The sequence below is a fragment of the Pyrofollis japonicus genome, assembly GCF_033097485.1.
GTDB lineage: Archaea > Thermoproteota > Thermoprotei_A > Sulfolobales > Pyrodictiaceae > Pyrofollis > Pyrofollis japonicus.
Genome location: NZ_AP028634.1, coordinates 1,977,929 through 1,997,970, shown reverse-complemented (window position 1 = coordinate 1,997,970; position 20,042 = coordinate 1,977,929). Strand labels below are relative to the sequence as shown.

Annotated in this window: 17 protein-coding genes; 12 read left to right on the top strand and 5 right to left on the bottom strand. The window is 50.4% G+C overall.

The features are described 5' to 3' along the window. Positions 1-39 precede the first annotated feature (39 nt). A complete protein-coding gene (locus SBG41_RS10445) occupies positions 40-1,026 on the top strand; it encodes a hypothetical protein (RefSeq protein ID WP_317895479.1) in 987 nt (328 codons plus the stop codon). Between the two features lie 36 nt (positions 1,027-1,062). Here the strand turns inward: SBG41_RS10445 and SBG41_RS10440 are convergent, their stop codons facing one another. Next, entirely contained in the window at positions 1,063-1,647 is a 585-nt protein-coding gene (locus SBG41_RS10440; RefSeq protein WP_317895478.1) for a helix-turn-helix domain-containing protein, read from the bottom strand. A gap of 429 nt (positions 1,648-2,076) precedes the next feature. On the opposite strand from SBG41_RS10440, the gene SBG41_RS10435 reads away from it, so the two are divergent. The 3 genes from SBG41_RS10435 to SBG41_RS10425 all read left to right on the top strand — a co-directional run bounded on the left by SBG41_RS10435 (position 2,077) and on the right by SBG41_RS10425 (position 5,595). Next, the gene (locus tag SBG41_RS10435) at positions 2,077-3,135 is read left to right on the top strand and encodes a cation:proton antiporter (protein ID WP_317895477.1); all 1,059 of its coding nucleotides are present in this window, start codon (positions 2,077-2,079) and stop codon (positions 3,133-3,135) included. A 156-nt stretch (positions 3,136-3,291) separates the two neighbouring features. Then, a complete protein-coding gene (locus tag SBG41_RS10430; protein WP_317895476.1) occupies positions 3,292-4,815 on the top strand; it encodes an AMP phosphorylase in 1,524 nt (507 codons plus the stop codon). Between the two features lie 63 nt (positions 4,816-4,878). Beyond that, positions 4,879-5,595: a nucleotidyltransferase family protein gene (locus SBG41_RS10425; protein WP_317895475.1), complete on the top strand. Its 717-nt coding sequence runs from the start codon at positions 4,879-4,881 to the stop codon at positions 5,593-5,595. On the opposite strand, the gene SBG41_RS10420 is transcribed toward SBG41_RS10425, so the two are convergent. Both SBG41_RS10420 and SBG41_RS10415 read right to left on the bottom strand, forming a co-directional pair. Continuing rightward, positions 5,592-7,193, bottom strand: coding sequence for a B12-binding domain-containing radical SAM protein (locus SBG41_RS10420; protein ID WP_317895474.1), 1,602 nt, complete (start codon positions 7,191-7,193; stop codon positions 5,592-5,594). The two genes, SBG41_RS10425 and SBG41_RS10420, sit on opposite strands and share 4 nt — an antisense overlap. Positions 7,194-7,539: 346 nt before the next feature. After that, complete coding sequence (locus tag SBG41_RS10415; RefSeq protein WP_317895473.1) at positions 7,540-9,813, bottom strand: ABC transporter substrate-binding protein; 2,274 nt, start codon at positions 9,811-9,813, stop codon at positions 7,540-7,542. Positions 9,814-10,078: 265 nt separating this feature from the next. Here SBG41_RS10415 and SBG41_RS10410 point away from each other — a divergent pair, with 265 nt between their 5' ends. From SBG41_RS10410 to SBG41_RS10395, 4 genes are all read left to right on the top strand, one after another. Further along, positions 10,079-11,089: an ABC transporter permease gene (locus SBG41_RS10410; RefSeq protein WP_317895472.1), complete on the top strand. Its 1,011-nt coding sequence runs from the start codon at positions 10,079-10,081 to the stop codon at positions 11,087-11,089. Positions 11,090-11,113: 24 nt separating this feature from the next. Beyond that, entirely contained in the window at positions 11,114-12,292 is a 1,179-nt protein-coding gene (locus tag SBG41_RS10405; RefSeq protein WP_317895471.1) for an ABC transporter permease, read from the top strand. Positions 12,293-12,296: 4 nt separating this feature from the next. Continuing rightward, the gene (locus SBG41_RS10400; RefSeq protein WP_317895470.1) at positions 12,297-13,304 is read left to right on the top strand and encodes an ABC transporter ATP-binding protein; all 1,008 of its coding nucleotides are present in this window, start codon (positions 12,297-12,299) and stop codon (positions 13,302-13,304) included. An 81-nt stretch (positions 13,305-13,385) separates the two neighbouring features. Then, positions 13,386-14,363, top strand: a complete 978-nt coding sequence (locus SBG41_RS10395; RefSeq protein WP_317896525.1) for an ABC transporter ATP-binding protein — start codon at positions 13,386-13,388, stop codon at positions 14,361-14,363. An 87-nt stretch (positions 14,364-14,450) separates the two neighbouring features. Here SBG41_RS10395 and SBG41_RS10390 read toward each other — a convergent pair whose 3' ends face one another. Then, on the bottom strand, positions 14,451-14,837 hold the full coding sequence (locus SBG41_RS10390; RefSeq protein WP_317895469.1) for a hypothetical protein: 387 nt from the start codon (positions 14,835-14,837) through the stop codon (positions 14,451-14,453). Positions 14,838-15,091: 254 nt separating this feature from the next. On the opposite strand from SBG41_RS10390, the gene SBG41_RS10385 reads away from it, so the two are divergent. Next, positions 15,092-15,478: a thioesterase family protein gene (locus SBG41_RS10385; protein ID WP_317895468.1), complete on the top strand. Its 387-nt coding sequence runs from the start codon at positions 15,092-15,094 to the stop codon at positions 15,476-15,478. Positions 15,479-15,501: 23 nt separating this feature from the next. Here the strand turns inward: SBG41_RS10385 and SBG41_RS10380 are convergent, their stop codons facing one another. Further along, a complete protein-coding gene (locus tag SBG41_RS10380) occupies positions 15,502-17,778 on the bottom strand; it encodes a beta-propeller domain-containing protein (RefSeq protein ID WP_317895467.1) in 2,277 nt (758 codons plus the stop codon). A 130-nt stretch (positions 17,779-17,908) separates the two neighbouring features. Here SBG41_RS10380 and SBG41_RS10375 point away from each other — a divergent pair, with 130 nt between their 5' ends. The 3 genes from SBG41_RS10375 (at position 17,909) to SBG41_RS10365 (ending at position 20,012) form a co-directional block, all read left to right on the top strand. Then, positions 17,909-18,628, top strand: coding sequence for a hypothetical protein (locus tag SBG41_RS10375; RefSeq protein ID WP_317895466.1), 720 nt, complete (start codon positions 17,909-17,911; stop codon positions 18,626-18,628). Continuing rightward, positions 18,607-19,065 (top strand): ArsR family transcriptional regulator, encoded by a 459-nt coding sequence (locus tag SBG41_RS10370; protein WP_317895465.1) that lies wholly within the window; start codon positions 18,607-18,609, stop codon positions 19,063-19,065. Before SBG41_RS10375 ends, SBG41_RS10370 begins: the two co-directional genes overlap by 22 nt. Positions 19,066-19,199: 134 nt before the next feature. Then, on the top strand, positions 19,200-20,012 hold the full coding sequence (locus SBG41_RS10365; protein ID WP_317895464.1) for an SAM hydrolase/SAM-dependent halogenase family protein: 813 nt from the start codon (positions 19,200-19,202) through the stop codon (positions 20,010-20,012). Positions 20,013-20,042 lie beyond the last annotated feature (30 nt).

Here is a 20,042-nt window from a genome sequence, read left to right as displayed (position 1 = left end):
AGAGGCGAAGAATGCTTTCTTAGACACGGAGGTATGGCCGTGAACCATGCCTGGGACTGTGTAGAGGTAGTGACTGCTGCAAGGCTTCACCTAGGCTTCTACAACTCGTATAATCCCCGTACCGGCACTGCGTATGGCAGTGTTGGGGTTGCTATAGAGAAGCCCCGGCTACGAGTAAGGCTCTGCAAGAGAGGGGCCAACAATATTCCACATGACTTGCTCAAGGAGGCAGAGTTTCTGCGCGCAAGAGGCATGTTGGCCGAGAGCATAGGCGTTCTAGTTGACGAGTATATTCCGCGGCACGTTGGCTTTGGCTCTACGACTCAGACACTGCTCTCCCTCGGCCTTGCATCTTCTCTGCTAGAGGATAGGTATCCATCCATCTATGAGCTTGCGCTTAGGCTTGGCCGGGGCTTTGTGTCAGGCATAGGTATTGAGTCTTTTAGGCGGGGAGGCCTCATTGTTGACTCTGGGCGCCCAGCGATAGGAGGTGTCGTGGAGCCCCCGAGAAGGGTTGAGGATCTTCCACGCGCTATTGCAAGGATAGAGGTCTCGCCCAAGATCTGCTTCATAGTGATAACGCCTCGTGCTGTGACAGGGCTCCCGGAAAGCCCGAGTGAGAGGCAGATACTCCGTGCTCCAAGGCCTCTGCCGAAGGCTCTTGGAGCAAGGCTTGCTGAGGCTGTGAGGGATCTGCTTATTTCCGGTATTAGGGGCGATGCAGAAGCATTTGGCGAAGCAGTTACGATATTAGACGAGGCGTCGGGGACTATGTTTAGTGATGCGCAGGGTTCAACTTATTGCTGTGGAGAGGTAGCCGCGGGGATAAGCGCGCTAAGGAGAGCGGGTGCCCTTGGCTGGGGGCAGAGCAGCTGGGGCCCGACGTTCTACGGTGTACAGTGGTGCGATGAGGCGGAAAAGGTGCTTGAGAAAGCCATGAAGCTGCTAAAGAATTATGGCGTAAAGGCGGATGGATTTGTAACACGTGTGCGTAACAGTGGAGCAAAAATAAGGGTTTGTAAATAAGCTTGGCGACTAAAACAACTTGTTCCTCGAGGCTGTTTAGGCTTTTTCGAGGGCTTCTTTGGCCGCGTTTAGAGCCTCAATAGCCCTACTTATCTCCTCGACTGCCTTGTTCTTTGCCGTCTCGAGCTTGCTTAGCTTCTCCCTTATCTCGGTGTTCTCTGCCCTGAGCTTGCGAACCTCTTCCTCGAGCTGCTTGACCTGTTCCTGGAGCTTCTTGAGCTCCTCCTCTGCTTCTGGGCTAACTATGGGCACTGCTATCTTTAGTTCACCGCGTACAAGCATCTCATATGTCTCACGGACGAGCTTGCCCGCCTTAGTCTCGCCGCGTAGGTGTCTCCTTATCGTTGCCTCGGTTCTGCCAAGCTCCTCGGCTATCTGCGATATGGTATAACCTGCCTTCTCCATAGCAAGCGCTGCGGCAGCCACTGCGAGGCTATCAACCCATGTAAGGAACTCCTCCTTGCTGAGAGCTGCTTGAAGAACATCTGGTCTAAACAGCGTACCTATTATTAGCATGGCTTCTAGCTGCTTTATTTCCCTCTTAGAGGCTGGCTTTACCGGCACCTCTACCGGGATGCTGACTTCCCTCATTTTTAGAGGAGTTTCGGCCGGAGTGCTCATGCACAGATCACCTCCTTGTTTAAGCTGTATTGTGTTTTCTCGGAGACTTTCCTACCATATATTGTTTAGAATAACGTGCAACAACTATATAAAGGTATGGCTTATTCTACTCAGCCGCTCTATCCTTTTGACCCGTCTGAGCTAAGATTAACATACCCCCTTACCAAGCACACTAGAAATCCGGGTACGGTACCGAGCCTCCTTCAACTTGCCGCACAAGTCTTGGACCTTATATAGTTCTAGCAGAGAACACCACGTTGAACATCTTATGGAGGTGTCTTCAGCTTAGGTAGTGATAAAGAGTCTCGGAGTATTTTACTCGCCGCTGGCCTACTTTTTGCATTCCTTAGCTTAGCGGGTGCCTATTTTTCGCAAAACTCCGATCTGCATCAAGAGCTTTTGCCCCTGAGCATAGCATCTGGGATAATATTGTCTAGCGCGGTTCTCGCCGAGGCGCTTGAAGTAGCACCTGCAATTCTGGAGCTGAGCCTAGGCTTTATTGCTGGGCTCCTAGGTGCATCTACCAGTATTGCATTAGACACGCTGGCACTCATAGGTAGTTCGGCTCTGATGTTTTTCGCTGGCCTCGAAATGGACCCAGATCTTGTTAAGAGGAGGCTTCTCAAGAGCCTAGGTGTAGGGTTAATTAGTTTTCTTGGACCTCTCGCAGCATCGGCTACCGCGCTAGTATTGGCAGGATATCCTCTCCGAGAATCGCTCATAGCTGCTACAGGAGTTTCGACGACAAGCGTCGCGGTAGTGTATGCTATTCTCTATTCGAGCGGCAGGACTAATACCGAGGATGGTCAAACACTGCTCGCCGCGGCAATGATCGCTGATGTTGCTAGCATCGTCGTTTTTACTGTGCTTGTGCTGAAACCGGGAAATCTCCTCTATTACTACGTAGCATCACTTATAGTTGCGCCATTGCTTTTAGGACTCTTAGCTAAACATATTCCTCCGATGGGGCACGAGGCAGAGATAAGAATAGTCTTATCGATTCTTCTATCAATTATCTTGTTTTCCGAAGCGGTTGGAATTCATGCAGTCTTGTTTTCGTTTGCAGTGGGGCTTGCATTTTCTCCCGTAAAAGGGGTTAGGGAGGAGGCTGTAAAGAAGCTCGAGGGGATAGTGTTTGGGTTCTTGGCTCCGCTGTTTTTCGTGACAGCGGGCTTGGAGATAGCATCTGTAAATACTGTTAAAGCTGTACCCTTATTGCTGCTGCTCTTGTTCTCAAGCTATCCAGCAAAAGTCATTGCCACTTATGCTGGGTTAAGCCTCTTTCTCAAATCGCTTAAAACTAGCATACTCCGTACAGCGAACTTGTTTGCAGCAAGACTGACAATGTCCTCGATAATAGCGTTTGCCGGTCTAAAGCTTGGCATAATTCAGCCCGAACTATCGGAAGCGATACTGGTTACTGCCATCATCGTTACATTGTTGGCTGGCCTCACTAGCCGGAAGGCAATCCGAGAGGAAGATATCTAGGTTATTGGCTCCCTGTTTTAGGCAGGTGTTTTGAGACTAGAAAAACATAAATCACGAAATCATAGGATAATATCATCTTGCTTACCGATGCCACAGCATACGCTACTGTATAGATATATGTGCAACATGTATTCATAGATAAGGCGGTGTAGCGCCATGGAGGAATCTGTTAGACGTTTTCGCGTAAAAGCATCAGAAGTACAAGCAGGCAGCATCGACCTCGTAATGCTTAACCCCTCAGATGCTCTATCCCTCGGAGTACTACCTGGCGAAAGAATACAAATCATATGCTCTGATTGCAGCTGCGGAGCTGCACTCATAGTATCGAAAAGCGTTGAACAGGGAACAGTTGTCGTGTCCGAAGGCATCCAGGAAAGAATAAAGATCACCGGCTGCGATACGGTCCATATAGTTCCTCTAGGTGTGCCCGGAAGCCTCGAGTTTCTGAAAAAGCGTCTACGCGGCGAAAAACTGGGCGCCAAGGAGATAAAAGCAATAATAGCTGACATCGTGCAAGGATACTACGATGATGCAGGCATAGCCGCCTTCCTCTCTGCTCAAACAATGAGAGGTATGGACGAGGAGGAACTAGAGTACCTTATACGAGCAATGGTTGAGACCGGGACTGTCGTAGAGTTCGGCGAAACGGTGTTCGACGAGCACAGCATAGGAGGAGTGCCCGGAAACAGCAAGGTAGCATTACTTGCAGTACCAATAGTTGCATCAACGGGGCTATTAATACCCAAGACAAGCAGCAGAGCCATAACGAGTCCAGCAGGAACAGCGGACACTATGGAGGTCCTAGCAAGGGTAGCCTTTAGCCCTGACGAGCTACGCGACATCGCGAAAAAAGTTCGCGGAGTACTGGCTTGGGGCGGCAGCCTCAACCTAGCACCCGCTGATGACATATTTGTACGAGTCGAGAGAAAGCTAGGCCTCGACCCGCCCGTCCAGCTCGTTGCAAGCATTCTTGCAAAGAAGCTGGCCATGAGCGTCTCTAACCTAGTACTCGACATCCCGGTCGGCAAGGGCGCAAAGGTTGAAACCGAGACCGAGGCCGAGAAGCTGGCAAGCATGTTTATGCAGCAAGCCGGCAGGCTGGGAATAAAGATAAGAATAGCTTTAACCTATGGAGGCGAGCCGATAGGGTTCAGCGTAGGCCCTGCACTTGAGGCACAAGAGGCCCTCGAGACCCTCATCAAGGGCGAGGGTAGTCCGAGCCTAGTAACCAAGGCTTGTAGCTTGGCAGGCCTATTGCTAGAGATAGGCGGAGTAAGTGGGCCCGGAAAAGGCTTCGAGAAGGCATGTGAAATTCTACGCTCCGGACAAGCCTACGCGAAATTCCGCGAAATACTTGAAGCACAGGAAGGAGATCCTGACATAAAGCCCGAGGACATAGAGCTTGGCAAGTACACATACACGCTAGAGGCAACTACTGAGGGCACAGTCACACACATAGATAACCACATAATAACAATGGCTGCACGAGCCGCAGGAGCTCCTCAGGATAAGAAGGCTGGCATAAGGCTTCACGCGAAGGTAGGATACCGAGTATCGAGAGGAGACCCGCTCCTAACGGTTCATGCAAGTAGTAAAACAAAGCTCAAAGAAGCACTCCAAATACTTGCAGTAAATGCCGGCATCGTTGTAGAGGGAATGTTGATAAAGGTACTACCTTGAATACCTAAGAGGAGTCAGAGTTTTCACCTGCCTCAGCTCTCTTAACATATGGTGCTATATACTTTGGTCAAGGCGCTTATCCTCGCAGGCGGTTTCGGCAAGAGGCTTAGGCCTCTCACCATCGACAAGCCTAAGCCTCTTGTAGAGGTCGCTGGCAGGCCGATAATAGAGTGGCAAATACTGTGGCTTCGGAGCCACGGTATCCGTGAATTCGTAGTCGCCGCTGGATATAAGTGGGAGAAGCTTGTAGAGCACCTCGGCTCCGGTAAACGTCTCGGCGTAAATATTGCATATGTCGTAGAGGACGAGCCCTTAGGGACAGGCGGTGCGATTAAGAATGCTGAACATCTCCTGCGTAACGAGGACTTCTTCCTTGTACTGAATGGTGACATAATAACAGATCTAAACGTGGAGAATTTGCTTGAGAAGCTCAGAGGCGATGAGAGTGCGGTGGCAGCTATTGCTCTGGTGCCTTTGCGTAGCCCTTACGGCGTTGTCGAGGTCGACGAGAGCGACCACATAGTAAAGTTCATAGAGAAGCCCATGCTAGAGTACTGGATAAATGCAGGCGTCTATGCAATGAGGCCAACAATATTCGACTACCTCCCCGAGAAGGGCGATATAGAGAGGAAGGGGTTCCCTGAGCTGGCGGAAGAGCGTAAACTCCTTGGTGTAAGGTTCCGGGACGTGTACTGGCGAAGCATTGATACCGTGAAGGACTTGGAAGAGGCATCTAGGCAGATAGAGGAGCTAGGTCTGGCTAAAAAGTTCGGAGCCTAGGCATGCATTTCGGCAACAGCCGCTGCTTGTCTATGCGGCACGCTGAAGAGATTACGGTAGTACTCGTATGCCTTCCTTATCTTCTTCTCTGCGTACCATAGGAAGAGCTTCAGCGCTGCCCTTAGTGGAGCATACTGTGGCTTATCTAGATATCCTCTTGATATTATGTAGCGAGCCCATTTTATCGTGTGGTCTGCAGCAACCTTCATAGCATCGATGTGATAGTCTCGTAAGTATTCTCGGCGGAAGCCTTCAAGATCCTTTAGCATCCCCATTGGTACGAAGAACATTGGGACTATTAGGCTCGGATAAGGCCTTAGCCGTTCAATAACCTCTATGGTTTCGTAGACGTCCTGCTCGGTTTCACCGGGGAGGCCTAGGATGAATGTCGCTGCAGGTACGATGTTATTGTCAGCCATTATTCGGAACGCATCCTCTACTATGTCGGGCCACTTCTCGGCAGGATATGGTGCTGCCTTCGCAGGCATTATCTTCTTGGCAAGCCTTACTGATCCCGTCTCGATCCCTACTTCGACACCAAGGATCTTCCTTACATCTCCGTCGAGTACGAGTTCAGCTATCTTAGAGACTATTCTGCCATGCTCTTCAGCATATTTGACTGCAGCCAGGCTTGCGTGGCTCCATGCAAAACCGGCTTCGTATTTCTCAAGATACTTGGCCGCGAGTTTATGGAGCTTTATAAGAGGCTCCTCGCGAGGCTTTACAACATCAGCACCATAGAGGAGTACGTCCTCGCTATGATATATGAAGCCGCAAGTACCATTCTCGAGATTAAGCCTTATCTCTGCCTCTATGCGCTCAAGCGGCATAAAGCGTAAGGGGCGCAGGGTTACGCTGCAGAACTTGCATCCACGCGGACAACCTCTCATTATCTCTACAAGGCCATTTACGCTTGGCGCTTTTATTAGTGGTATCTCCTCTATCTTCGGGCTTTCCTGTGGAGGCACGACAACCTTTCTTGGAAGCTCTTCTCCGTTAACGATTTTCTCGGCAAGCTTGACAATAATCTTCTCGGCTTCACCGTCAACAAGCGTATCAACAGGCCATCGCTCAAGCGCTTCTCTCCATACCTCCCATTGCCAGACAGCCGGGCCTCCAACAACTACACGCAAGCCATACTCTTTCTTAGCCTTCCATATTTCCGGCATGCTTATGAAGTCTATGAAGCTCTTACGGTTAATGGGCTCATGTCCGCTAACCATCCACCACTCGTTACTAGGCGGGCCAAATGCAAAGTAATCATGGTGGCCTATAAGCAGGGCCTTCGCTCCATGAGTGACATAGTAAGCTACGTAGTCAGGGTCTATGATGTGGGCATTGAATCCCGCATCTTGTAATGCAGCCTCAATCTTTCGAAGCCCATAGGGAGCCTGCCAGGGCCTACCATGTTCGTCGACTTTCATAGCGGGGCAAGCAATCCATCGCCATACTTTCTCAGGCACGCCAATAGCAGGACCCGTTGCCATAAAGCCTATGAACTCCTTGCCATGATGGTTACTCATCATGCAGCGGTCAACACTTATCACGAAGTCAACGCGCAAGGGTTTTTTCGGCGTCTTCTTCTCATGGTACCTCATTAGTCGCTCACCCCCATTACTGCTTAACTACCTTGTTTCTCTTCTACTCTTGTTAAAATGTAGTAACAAGAGCTTAAAGATAACTTTTACGCCGATTGATGCTTTTTCGGACATCTACACTAGCCATAGGAGCCACGTGGAAAAGAATACAGATGTTGCTATTTAACACTTCCTGGAAGCCACGTAGAACAACTATATTGTAGTATTTTTCGGTATCAGTATTAAGAATAGAGTTGAAGAGAAGGCTAATAACAAACCGAATACGGCAAAGCCGCAATAAAGCCTAGGACTAGACCGAGTTAATGTAAAAAAGATAGTTGAGCGCTACATTATTCTAGTTAGCTTGTTAGCCTTGCACTGTTACCTCGAGATACTTGAAGTATGTGCCGCCCCATAGTAGTGGGCCTGCGTAGTCGTCGGGGTCTAGGTAGTCTGGTGCCCAGCCGATGATGTAGACCTGGAAGTCACCTTTCTCGGTCTTGCTTAGTAGTGTTGGCCAGTTGAGTGCCTTGACGCTTACCTGGAATCCTAGCTGACCCCACGTCTGCTGCAGGAGTGTTGCTATTTGCTCACGCTGCGTGTTGCCCTGGTTGTACCATATCTCTATGCTATACTTGGTTGGGTCTATACCGCTCTTCTGTATAAGCTCCATTGCCTTGTCTAGGTTGAACTCGTACTTCGTTACTATGTCGTCGTTGTGGCCCATTAGTCCTGCCGGTATTACGCCGTAGAGAGGTGCAAGGAAGCCGCTGTACACGGTCTCAGCTATCTGGTCGAATGGTATTGCATACATTAGTGCCTGCCTTACCAGCTTGTTGTTGAAGGGCTCCTTTAGCGCATTCAGCACTATGTATACTATTGTCAGTGTTAGGCCGCCCTTCTCAACCTTTATCTCGAAGTTAGTGCCTGGGTACTTGTAGCCCTCAACGTCCTTGAGCCTGTCTAGTGGTACTGCTGCAACGTCTGCTTGACCGCTCTTGTAGAGCTGTATCCTTGTCACAGCGTCGTTGGCTATTATGTAGATGGCGATCTTGTGGCTTGGTACGCCGTTCTCACCATACGGCTTTGTGTTCCATAGGGTCTTGTTCCAGTAGTATGGGTTGTACTTTAGCACTATGTAGCTGTCCTCCTTGTAGTCTGCTACGTAGTATGGACCGGTTGCTACAGGGTACTTATGGATGTAGAGGTGGGTTGGGTCCTGCTCGCCCGGCTGTACGTACTTTGCCCATGCTGCTGGATTCTTTCCGTTCTCGGACTCTTTGAGTGCTTCATCGTATTTGCCTTTCAGCTGGTCAACGTTGTCGAAGAAGTACTTCATTGGCAGTACTGATGCGAATGGGTCGGCGAGTATGCTTAGGATTGCAGCGTACGGCCTGTATAGTTTCAGCATTACTACTCCTGCTGTCTTGCCGTTGTACCCGAAGAACTTGAGCAGCTCGTCTAGGCTCTTCGGGGTAGCTACTTTACCCTTGTACTCCGCTACTAGGTTGCCCTGGGCTAATAGCTGGTCTAGCTCCTGCTCTGTTAGGACCTTGCTCGCGTTCACATCAATGAACTCGGTTATCATCCAGCTCGGGTCTAGGCCTAGTCTTGCGATACGCCATATGCTGAACAATACGTCTACAGCGCTTATGTCGTATACCTTGTTGTGCCACGGGTCGTATGCCTTTATTCCGCTCCTTATGACGAAGTACCAGGTCGTGCCGCTCTTATCGTGTACCCATGCGACTGCCACATCGGGTATGTAGTTCTTGGTGTCCTCCTTCCAGTAAGTGACTAGGGTGTCACCTATGTTGTGCCAGATGGCCCAGCCGAAGGTCTCGTAGTCTGCTGCAGGGTCAAATGTGTCTGGCCAACCAATAGTGGCGTCAACGAATGTTGAAGCGTTGTTCTTGTAGCCGCCGAATCCGAGGTCGACTACTGGTGCATTAGAGTCCTCCCATAGTAGGTCGAATCTCTCAGCCAGCACTGGGTTGTAGTAGCGCCCATGTAGCCAGCTCCACTCAGTTCTCACGAAGACGTACTGGCCTAGCCATAGTATTGGGACTTCCTCGTTGCTTAGCTTGTATACTGCCTCGTAGATTGCTTCTCTTATCTCCGGGTTCGTCTCCTGCCTACCAGCCATTATTAGGGCATCTATTGTGACGTTCCTGTAGAACGCTGGGTTAATGCTTGTAAAGGCCACACATTTCTCTGGCGGCTTTGTCTTCTTTTCATCAACTTCGTATTTTACTACAATTAGCTTCTTTCCATGAGTATCTATCTTAGGTATTTGTACGTTCTTCGGCGCTACTACTACAACAGCTTTGCTGACCTCTATTACGTGGACGCCTTTAGGTAGTTGTGCAGGAGGCTTTGCTGTAGTTGTCTTCGTAGTTGTAGTGGTGGTTGTAGTCTTTGGTGTCGTCTTTGTTGTCGTAGGAGATGGAGAACTCGTTACTGTCGGAGATGGGGACGCTGTGGGTGAGGAGGTCGTTGTTGGGGACGGAGACACCGTTGTAGTTGGTGATGGTGAAGTAGTTGTCGTGCCGCCGCCTTTTGACGCGTAATACCACGCAACGCCTATGATGATTAATATAATGATTATTCCAGTAGCTATCCATGCATTACGAGAAGCCATACCTTGTCTCACCTAACTATTTTCCCTTTTATTCACCGTAGGAGACAAGGGAGAAGGACTCCCTTAAATATTCGGCGTTGTCCATGAGAAATCAGCGAAATAGCGCCGCGTAATGCAGGGGCACAGATTAGTGCCTTGCCGGATTCTAAGCCGCGATCCATACTTCGCTAGGATAAGTCCTAATAGGGGGCATTGAGTGGGTGAAGAAGGCGGAAGGATTATCGCGGCCACAGCGGCCTAGCACGCCTCAAGGGGCGGTGATGGGTTGGCGGAACTTAAGAAGTTCCTCGTGCGCAGATTACTGACATTTATACCAACCCTTGTAGGTGCGACACTACTGGTTTTCATAATTGCTGTCAAGATTCCCGGAAATCCTGCCCGTCTATGGGCTGGCGGCGAGAAGGCGTCTCCCGAAGTTGTTGCAAGGCTCGTAGCAGAGTATCATCTCAACGATACCTGGTATAATCAGTACTATTTCTTTATGAAGAACATCCTATCGGGTACGGCAATAAGCCCCGTGACACACACCAATATTTGGGATGAGATAACCGAACGGCTCCTTGAAGTAACGCTCCCATTAGCGCTCTTCGCATTCATACTCGTGGTCTTGATAGGCATACCATTAGGCATTCTCTCGGCGATAAAAAGGGATACGTGGATAGACGTAATAATAAGGGCGTTTGCATTAATAGGTGTTTCAACACCTATCTTCTGGCTGGCCTATCTACTAATATTCTGGCTGCAGCCAAAGGGCCTGGTAACGCTGGCCGGAATGCCTCTGCCACCGAACTGGGAATCCTATAAGATAACTGGGGTTCCTCCGATTGACGCTTTGCTGAGACTTGATCTTCACTACCTATTGGTCTTCATTAAGAGGATGTGGCTCCCAGCATTCCTGCTAGCCTACGGAGGCATAGGAGTCATAACTAGGCTTACGCGTAACAGCTTCCTGGATGCAATGAGTGGCGAGTACGTAGTCTTCATGGAGGCGAGGGGGTTCCCTAAGCGGAGAATATATATGCATGTGTTGAGAAATGCGTTGACTCCCATAGTCACAGTGCTCGGCCTCATGTTTGGCGGGTTACTTGCTGGTGCACCCATAACGGAGACCATTTTCGGACTACCAGGGCTTGGCCGATACATACTACAATCAATATACAACTTCGACTACTTGACAATGATTACTGGCGTGTTCTTTGTAGCACTGATATACATGACTAGCAACCTCATAGTCGACATACTGTACGCGGTGATAGATCCACGCGTAAGATACTAAGGAAACCCATGCAAGGTGATCCCCATGCCCGAGTACGTCTACGTAAAGAACCCTCTGGACAAGCTTACAGACGCAATGATAAATGCGTTTGCATCGCTAATGGATCGCATAAGGCCGGGCTGGAAGACTAAGAACAGGGGCCGTATAGAGGAATGGAGGCTAATGTTCTATACCCTAAATCGTTCACCGCTCGGCATAGTCGGGATAGTACTTGTCGCGTTCTTTATAATACTCGCGATATTTGGACCCTCGTTTGCACCAGTAAGCTATCGTACTGGCCTCGTACTCTGCGACATGAAGGCAAGGCTAGCACCGCCTGGCACAGAGATAACAATACCTCCTAAGAAGTACTGTCTGCGCATGGGGCTCCATCCAGGCAAGTTTAAGTTCCTCGTGGGTAGCGACAACTTCGGCCGAGACCTTTGGAGTAGGCTACTCTACGGTGCACGGACAAGCCTTGTTGTATCAATATTGGTTGTAACTGTTGGAGCAGCTATCGGTATCTTGCTTGGCCTTGTAGCGGGATACTATGGGGGCGCAGTAGATGAGACAATAATGAGGATAACTGACATATTCCTCGCCTTCCCCGGCCTCATATTGGCAATGGCGCTTTCAGCTACATTGCCCTACGCGATCGAAGGATGGTTTAAACAACACACAACACTAGCAAGCGTACTAGGCTACTTGTTCGCTGTTGAGAAAATCGATTATCCCGCACTAGCGAGCTTGCTATCAGTCATCATAGCCTTGTGGATAGTATGGTGGCCCGGCTATACTAGACTCATACGCGGAACCGTGCTAAGCGTCCGTGAGAACACCTATGTGGAGGCAGCCAAGGCTCTAGGAGTATCTGATTTAGGCATAATGTTCCGCCACATACTGCCAAACATGATAGGCCCCGTCCTAGTATACATAACCATGGATCTTGGAGGCGCAATACTGACGGAAGCAGGGCTTAGCTTCCTTGGCCTAGGCGCAGTACCTCCGCTGGCCGACTGGGGACGAATAATCTACGACGGCGCTCAGTTCTTCCCCAATGCGTGGTGGCTAGTATTCTGGCCAGGTCTCTTCATATTCCTAACAGTGTTCGGCTTCAACCTCTTCGGCGACGCGCTGCGAGACGCGCTGGACCCAAGAACTAGGAGAAGCATAGAGTTCAAGGTCAAGAAGATAGTGAGCCCTGAGGAAGCTGAGGGGAGGTGAAAATATGAGCGCCGAGCTCAAGTGCAGAGACCCGATAGTAGAGGTTAGGAATCTCTACGTATACTTCTACACCTATGCTGGCGTCGTAAAGGCGATAGAGGATGTCAGTTTCTGCATAGAGCGTGGAGAGACGTATTGCCTCGTAGGCGAGACAGGGTGCGGGAAATCGGTAACCTCTAGGGCTATCACCAGGCTAATACTCCCGCCGGGGCGCATCGAAAGGGGCAAGATATACTATTATCCCGAGCCGGGCAAGAAGATAGACATAATGAAGCTTAGAGAGGAAGAGGTCAAGAGAATAAGGGGTAGCGAGATCTCCTATATATTCCAGGACCCCGGTACGGCGCTCGATCCACTATATACCATTGGTTACCAGATAGCTGAGACGATGCTAGTCCACGGCAGGATACGCAGGATAAAGGAGGGTATACCCAGGGCTATAGAGTTGCTAAGGAAGACGCTCATCCCGGACCCCGAGAAGCGCGTCAAGGCTTACCCGCATGAGCTGAGTGGTGGTATGAAGCAGAGAGCCGTGATAGCGACTGCGCTTGCAAATAACCCTAAGCTGGTTGTAGCGGATGAGCCTACAACGGCCCTTGACGCAACCGTTCAGGCACAGATAATGGAGCTGCTCAGAGACCTTAAGAAGAAGGAGGGCTTGACAATCCTACTAATTACGCACAATATGGGCCTTGTGGCAGAGATGTGTGACCGGGTTGCAGTAATGTATGCCGGAACTATAGTTGAGGAAGCGCCTACGGAGGAGCTCTTCAAGAACCCGCTACACCCGTATACAAGGCTGCTCTTGAGGGCAGTACCCAACCCGTTGAAGAGGATGGATAAGCTAGAGTCTATTCCGGGCACTGTGCCGAACCTGATATACCCGCCGCCGGGGTGCAGATTCCACCCAAGATGTCCTCATGCAATGGACGTCTGCCACGAGAAGAGGCCCCCCGAGGTATGGGTTAACGAGAATCATCGTGTAGCTTGCTGGCTCTATGCACAAAGGTGAAGGGGTGATGTATGAATGGCTCTTACTCTTGCAGAGAGACTAGACAACGAGTACCAGGAGGCATATAACGCTGTTAGCAAGATGTTTCCAGGCGAGGAGCCGCTAGTACTGGTATATAGGCTCAAGAAGTATTTCCCGGTAAGAGGAATCTTCCGGATATCGGGCTACGTTAGAGCAGTAGATGACGTATCATTCATAATACCTAGGGGCAAGACCCTCGGCCTTGTAGGTGAAAGCGGTAGCGGGAAAACAACCGTTGGTAGACTTATACTCAAGCTAATCCAGCCAACTTCCGGCAAGATATTCTTCGAGGGACAAGACGTAACAAAGCTGAAGGGTAAGAAGCTGAAAGAGTTCAGAAAGAAAGCACAAATGGTGTTCCAGGACCCATACGGCAGCCTTGACCCAAGGCAAACAGTCTACGATATCATAATGGAGGCCCTAAAAGTACACAAAATGGTGCCCGACGATCCATACTCTTACATAGTAAACCTCCTTGAAGAGGTTGGGCTCAACGAGACCCATGTCTATCGATACCCGCACGAGTTCAGCGGCGGCCAGCGCCAGAGAATAGCAATAGCCCGAGCACTCGCCGTCAACCCCGAGTTCCTAGTACTAGACGAACCCACCTCAGCACTCGACGTCTCAGTACAGGCACAAATACTGAACTTGTTGAAGGAGCTACAGCGGCGCAGAAACCTCACATACCTCTTCATAAGCCACGACCTAGGCGTTGTACGCTACATGAGCAACTACATAGCGGTCATGTACGTAGGCAAGATAGTGGAGCTCGGCCCCGCCGAGGAGGTGTTCGAGAAGCCTCTGCACCCCTATACCCAGATGCTACTCGCATCTATTCCAATACCCGACCCAGAGCTGGCCAAGAAGAAGCCGCCGATAAAGGTCGTAGGGGAGCCGCCAAGTCCGCTAAACCCACCACCAGGGTGCAGATTCCACCCAAGATGCCCCAAGGCATTTGACCGCTGCCACCGAGAAGAGCCGCCACTTGTTGAGGTTGAGGAAGGCCACTGGGTGGCATGTTGGCTATACAAGGCATAAGCGCGGCTGCACACTTCTTTTAGAGCGCTAATTGCATTGGTTTACAATAGTACTGTCTTTTTGGCTCTCGGCAAGGCGGTGAAGCATCTACTCTTTCAGGGAGCGTATCAGCTTCTCGCATTCTTCGCCATATATGTATAGGCATAGCCGTATCGACTCTAGAGCATAGTTGTTGGCGTTCTTCTCGCTGCCAGCAAACTCTGCACGACAACTACGAAGATGGTGGTAAAACTCGTGGAGAACGACGAATGGGTTCCGATACTCATTCGAGCTCCTTAGGCAAATGAGTCGGCGTCTAGCATCGTAGCATCCAAGCGCCTTAGCATGCCTCTTTGGAAGCCCTACCTTGAGCCTGGGTGTCGCTATGCCGTAGTACTCTGATAGTACTCGGAGAGCGTTCTCGGTTTCACCTTTCAGGATAAGTAGTACCGCATAGGCTCTCAGCCCTAACTCAGCACCCTTATTCTCCTCCACATCCAACCCCAGGATAGCTAATACTATAGAGCTAGTGGGGCGAGAAGACCCCGGCCCCGCTTCAGCCTCCCCCTCGGCTTGGGCCCTTCGGCCCTGTCTGCGGGGCCTGGGATCCAATGCGACTTCTTACTACCTTTGAGCCCTGTAATGAACTTATTGTTGATACTGTTCCAGGATGCTACTGGGGTGCCCATAGTTTGGGGCTAGGTTATTAGCCACAACCACCACGCCTTATACAAAAACGGTGTTACTGTATGGCTGGAGGGCTTGTAAAGGGGATTTCGCTTACTAAGAAGTTTGTTGTACGCGAAGAACATTCTGCAAAGCATTTGGGCTCAGGCGACGTGGCTGTATTGTCAACCCCTTCTATGATCCTCTTTATGGAGAACACTGCGCTCGAGCTTGCCCAGAGATACCTTCCTGAAGGAAAGACGACTGTAGGTATAGGGGTTGATATTAGGCATCTGCGTGCTGCCCCGGTTGGCGCAGAGATAGAAGTACGTGCCGAGCTTCTGAGCGTTGATGGCAAGAGGCTCATATTCTGGGTTGAGGCTTGGTGGGGCGATAAGAAGATAGGTCATGGGGTGCACGAGAGGGCTATAGTTGAGCGAGAAGAATTTTTACAAAAAGTGAAAAACTAGGCCTTTTCTCCTACTATCCAGGCTTAGTCTAATACCCTTACCTCTATGGGCATAATGTAGGGATGGCCTTGTGGATCTATCTTTACTACTCCTATGACTACCACGCTCACCCCCTTCTTGACTACTATCTTGCTCCCCGGATAGGGCGAGAACGCTGAGACATAGATCTTGCCGGTACCGTCGTCTAGTACCCAGTCGCTTCGAGACACCGGTGGAGGATAGTCTAAGCCGCTCCAACCAAGAGACTTTCCTTTGACTATGACTGTTTTTGACACGTATTTCTCCGGGTTCTCTACGATGTCGCTAATCTTAGCCTCGACTGGTTTTGGAGCACTCTTAACTTCTCTGAGGTTCTTAGCGTCAAACGCCTTTACACGCTCTACAGGGTTATTCGGAGCTATACTGTATATTACATCGTCTATGAATAAGCTGCGCTCTGCAAAGCGATGGTCGAGAATCCTTAGCAGTTCTATGTCTGGTTTCTTGGCGTCGATCCTGATTACCGCAATACCTGCCTCCATGCCAGAGGGGCCCCAGCGGCCTTGTACTGGTACTAGTATGTAGCCGTGGATTGGATCCAGTGTGAATGCTTTGTGGCCGTTGCGCGGGTTTAGGACGGGGCTCCATACGTAGCCCTTGACGTAGAGCCTCTCAACGATTGAGACGCTTCTGTTACTGTGTATCTCGTATAACGTTATCCTCACTGTTGAGTCTTCGCGGCCAACGCCTACTAGTAGCTTATCGGTCAGCGGGTGAATGTATTCGTCGAACCCGGGTGACTCTACGAAGCCTATTACCTTTGGCTTCTCGGGGTTGCTCAAGTCTATCGCGAATAAGGGGTCTATGTTTCGGAAAGTCACCAGGTATAGTGTGTCGCCGATGAATCGTACCGCGTGAACTCTCTCATTCACCACGATGTTCTCTAGGCTACCTATGGGCTTCAGCGTCTCTGCGTCGAATATGTAGAGGCTTACTGTGACGCCCTTAGGCCCCCATTTCTCCGTTACTATGCGCAGTGTCTTACCGTGTACGTCTATCATCCATTGTTTCCAGACCCTGCCCGGAACAATGCCCTCTGAGACAAGCACGATACTTAGGCCCTTGGCGATTCTTAGGTGGAGTATTGTTGTGTTCTCATAGTATTGCCTCATCATGAGTTCTTTCAGCTTCTCTGCTGCTTCTTTCTCGCCGAGACTCCTTAGTTCTTGGAGCTGCTTCACGCTACCCGGCAGGAGGACATAGATGTCGTTGCTTGCCGTCACGTAGATCGTTGAGGGACGTGCTCCTACAAACGCAATCGATGACATATTCCAGTTATCCGTATCTACGCACGTCACTATCGTCTCTGCGGGAGATATGCCAGCTACCACTGGTGCCGGGATTACTGCTTTACCTGTACTCGAGAAGAGTATGGGCCTAATTATGCCGCCAGTGCTCGTCACAACTGTTAACGTATTGTTGACTAGTCTTGCATCGTAGAAGCCGCCCGTTACATGGACGTAGTGAAGTACCTCTCCGTCACCAAGCTCGACTACCCATGTTCGGGGCTGTAGCGGTGCTGGCGACCGGTACTCTGTTGCCACAACTATGATTTTTCCATCTTGAGCGAAGATTCCGCCCACGTATATGTCGCGGTGAACCTCTGCCACTATCTCTGTTGTATCGTTGCTAACCAGTGCTATGTATTCTTTTCCTGCAAGCTTCTCAACAATCTTCTTCGCATCTATTGTCTCTACTAGGGCTAGGCCGCTAGGCGGATAAGCCTTGTATACCTCTATGACCGGGCCGCGAACCACGAATATGTGTGTGCCATTTGTCTTAACAATGTCTGGCTCGTCTACTCCTCCCACCTGGACATTTGTGCCACTGTAGTAGATTCGTCCCTCCGCTGTCTCAACAACACCTACGGGGCCCCATCTTAGTTGCTGCGTACCGTGTTGCAGCTCATCAGCAGTGGTCTCAGCAGGCGATATTATGGCCTCAACCTGGGTAGTCAATGACGTTACTGTTGTTAGTGGTGTAACAACGGTTATGTATCTCTTCGGGCTATATTCGTTCAACAGCTTGGCGAGCTTCATTACGTCCTCCCAGGAGGATGCTGCTTCGCCTAGCTGACTCGGTGCTGCTGTTTCGACAACGGCTTGTCCACCTGGTACTGTCACGAAGCTGGTCTCCTTCACTACTACGGTAGTATTGCTACTGGTTTTGGATAGGGAGCCGAAGTATATCCCTCCTATAGCCATTCCCGCCGCGAGGGCGATTACTGTTAAGAGTATAACCATTGTCTGGGAGCTTGTCATGTTTCTTCTACACCTCTCCAGGATAAGCTAGGCGAAGAGTTCCTAGTAAGGCGGCGTGCTGGAACACTATTGTTCGAAACCCTAGACTAATATCAGCCCGATAGTTGCTAGGAAGCGTGGAGAAGCATCCATGGCTGCATGGCTTGCGAGGCATACGTTACTTCTAGTAACTATGGTTGCTGCGGCGGCAGTTGCAGCCGCAACAGCTGCCGAGGCCAACACTCATCTAGGCGACAAGGAGGTTCTTGTCGCCATAAACACTGAAGTGTTTAGTATGAGTCCAAGAATATTAGAAATATCTACAAGCACTTATTGCGGCAACACAACATTAGCCATCTATAGTGCCAACAACGTGCCCACACTGATCGTAGCAGTGTTTCCACAGGGCTATCTCGAGGAGGCGCTCAAATGTCTTAGATCAGTGCTTCTAGAGCTAGGGCAGGATCCTAGCAAGTGGTACGCATCGGTCATGAAGAGCACAAAGATTGTTCATGTCCAAGCACTTGTGTCTAAAACAATCACCGAGATGGAGAGCAGCTTGGAAACGGTCCCGACAACTACCACGACTACGGCGCTCGTAAAGAGTACGACTACGAGAGCTGAGCCAAGCTACTTGACGCGGCCCACAACTACTGTTGCAAAGCCATACACTGTTGTAAAAACTATGGACAAGAATAAGGCGCAGGAAAAGGGCACAGGAATTAATGAGCAGGCAGCCACACCTATAATACAAACACCTGCATCAACGAGAGCTGGGCCCAGTACTGAGGCCAGGCTAGGAGCTGTGCTAGGTTCCGGCCTCATTGCTGCACTCCTGGTGTACACTGTATGGAGGATGAGGAGCGCCTAGAAAGAGATGTTGTTGATCCTTTAACAGAGCTTAGTGGTACTTCTCTCAGAGCATACCTTGTCCTTCTACGTTCTCGTCGCCCGCTCGGCGTAAGGGAGCTTCAAAGGATCCTCGGGGTGAGGAGCCCAAGTACTGCAAGGCATCATCTAGATAGGCTTATCCGACTAGGCTTGGTTGTCGAGAAGGAAGGCGGTTATGTAGCTGTTCCGCCGAGGCGCGGCCTCCTCAAGGCATACATAGTGCTCCACGGCGCCCTTGTTCCCAGGAGCCTTGTCTTAACCGCGTTTTTGCTAGCATCTACAGCTGCTTACGTGCTCCTACCCGGCCGTGACCCGGTCGCTGCAACCGTCCTTATTATCGCATCACTGCTTTCGACATACCATACTCTTGAAGCGTATAAAGCCCTCAAGCAACTATTAGAGCCTAGTAGGGAGTGATGACCGCCTGAGCCTTCCGAAAGCCATAGAGAGTTATGTGGAGCCCTTGCACTCACTGATCCAGGGCAACACCACTACATGGTAATATTATTCTACTCTCTGAAGCCCCCTACTCGATGCATGGTGTAGGAGGGTTGCAGAGGCCTAGGAGGCTTATCGCATTTCTGACTGATTTCGGGTGGCGTGACCCCTATGTTGGCATAGTTAAAGGCGTCATAGATAGGCTAAGCAGGGGAAAAGTACGCGTAATTGATATTACTCACGATGTCCCATCCTTCAGCATTGTGGCTGGCGCTTACGTGCTCTACACGAGCTACAAGTATTTCCCTCCAGGCACAGTGTTTCTCGTCGTTGTTGACCCGGGTGTGGGCACAGAGCGGAGAGCTGTAGCAATAAGAACGGAGAGATACTTCTTCGTGGGCCCCGATAACGGTGTACTATATCCAGCAGCCGCCGAGGACGGCATATTGGAGGCAAGAGTCGTGTCAAACGAGGCCGTGTTTCTAAAACCGGTCTCTAGGAGCTTTCACGGCAGAGACATTTTTGCTCCAGCAGCAACGCTTGTAGCAATGGGCGTCGATATAGCTGCCCTAGGGCCTAGGCTGGAACCAGACGAACTTGTCAAGCTTAGCCTTAGAGAAGAGTGTAGGGCCGAACGCGTACGGGCCAGGGTTGTCTATATCGATCATTTCGGTAATGTAGCCCTGGGTCTCCGGGAGGAGTGCGTAGCTAATCTCTGCGCAAAGGGCCATGTAGAAGTCCGTGCCGGCGAGAAGTTGTTCAGTGCCAAGTGTTTACCTGTATTCAGCCTTGCAGAGAAGGGCGAGCTAGTATTCTATGTCAATAGCTTAGGTTTTCCAGAGCTAGCAGTGAATCTAGGCAATGCGTCGTCGCTACTCAGGGTAGGTATCGGCGACGAGGTAGAGCTAGCGAGGCCTAGCTCCTAGCTCTTAGAGCGTCTTAGCCACTCGGTTTTT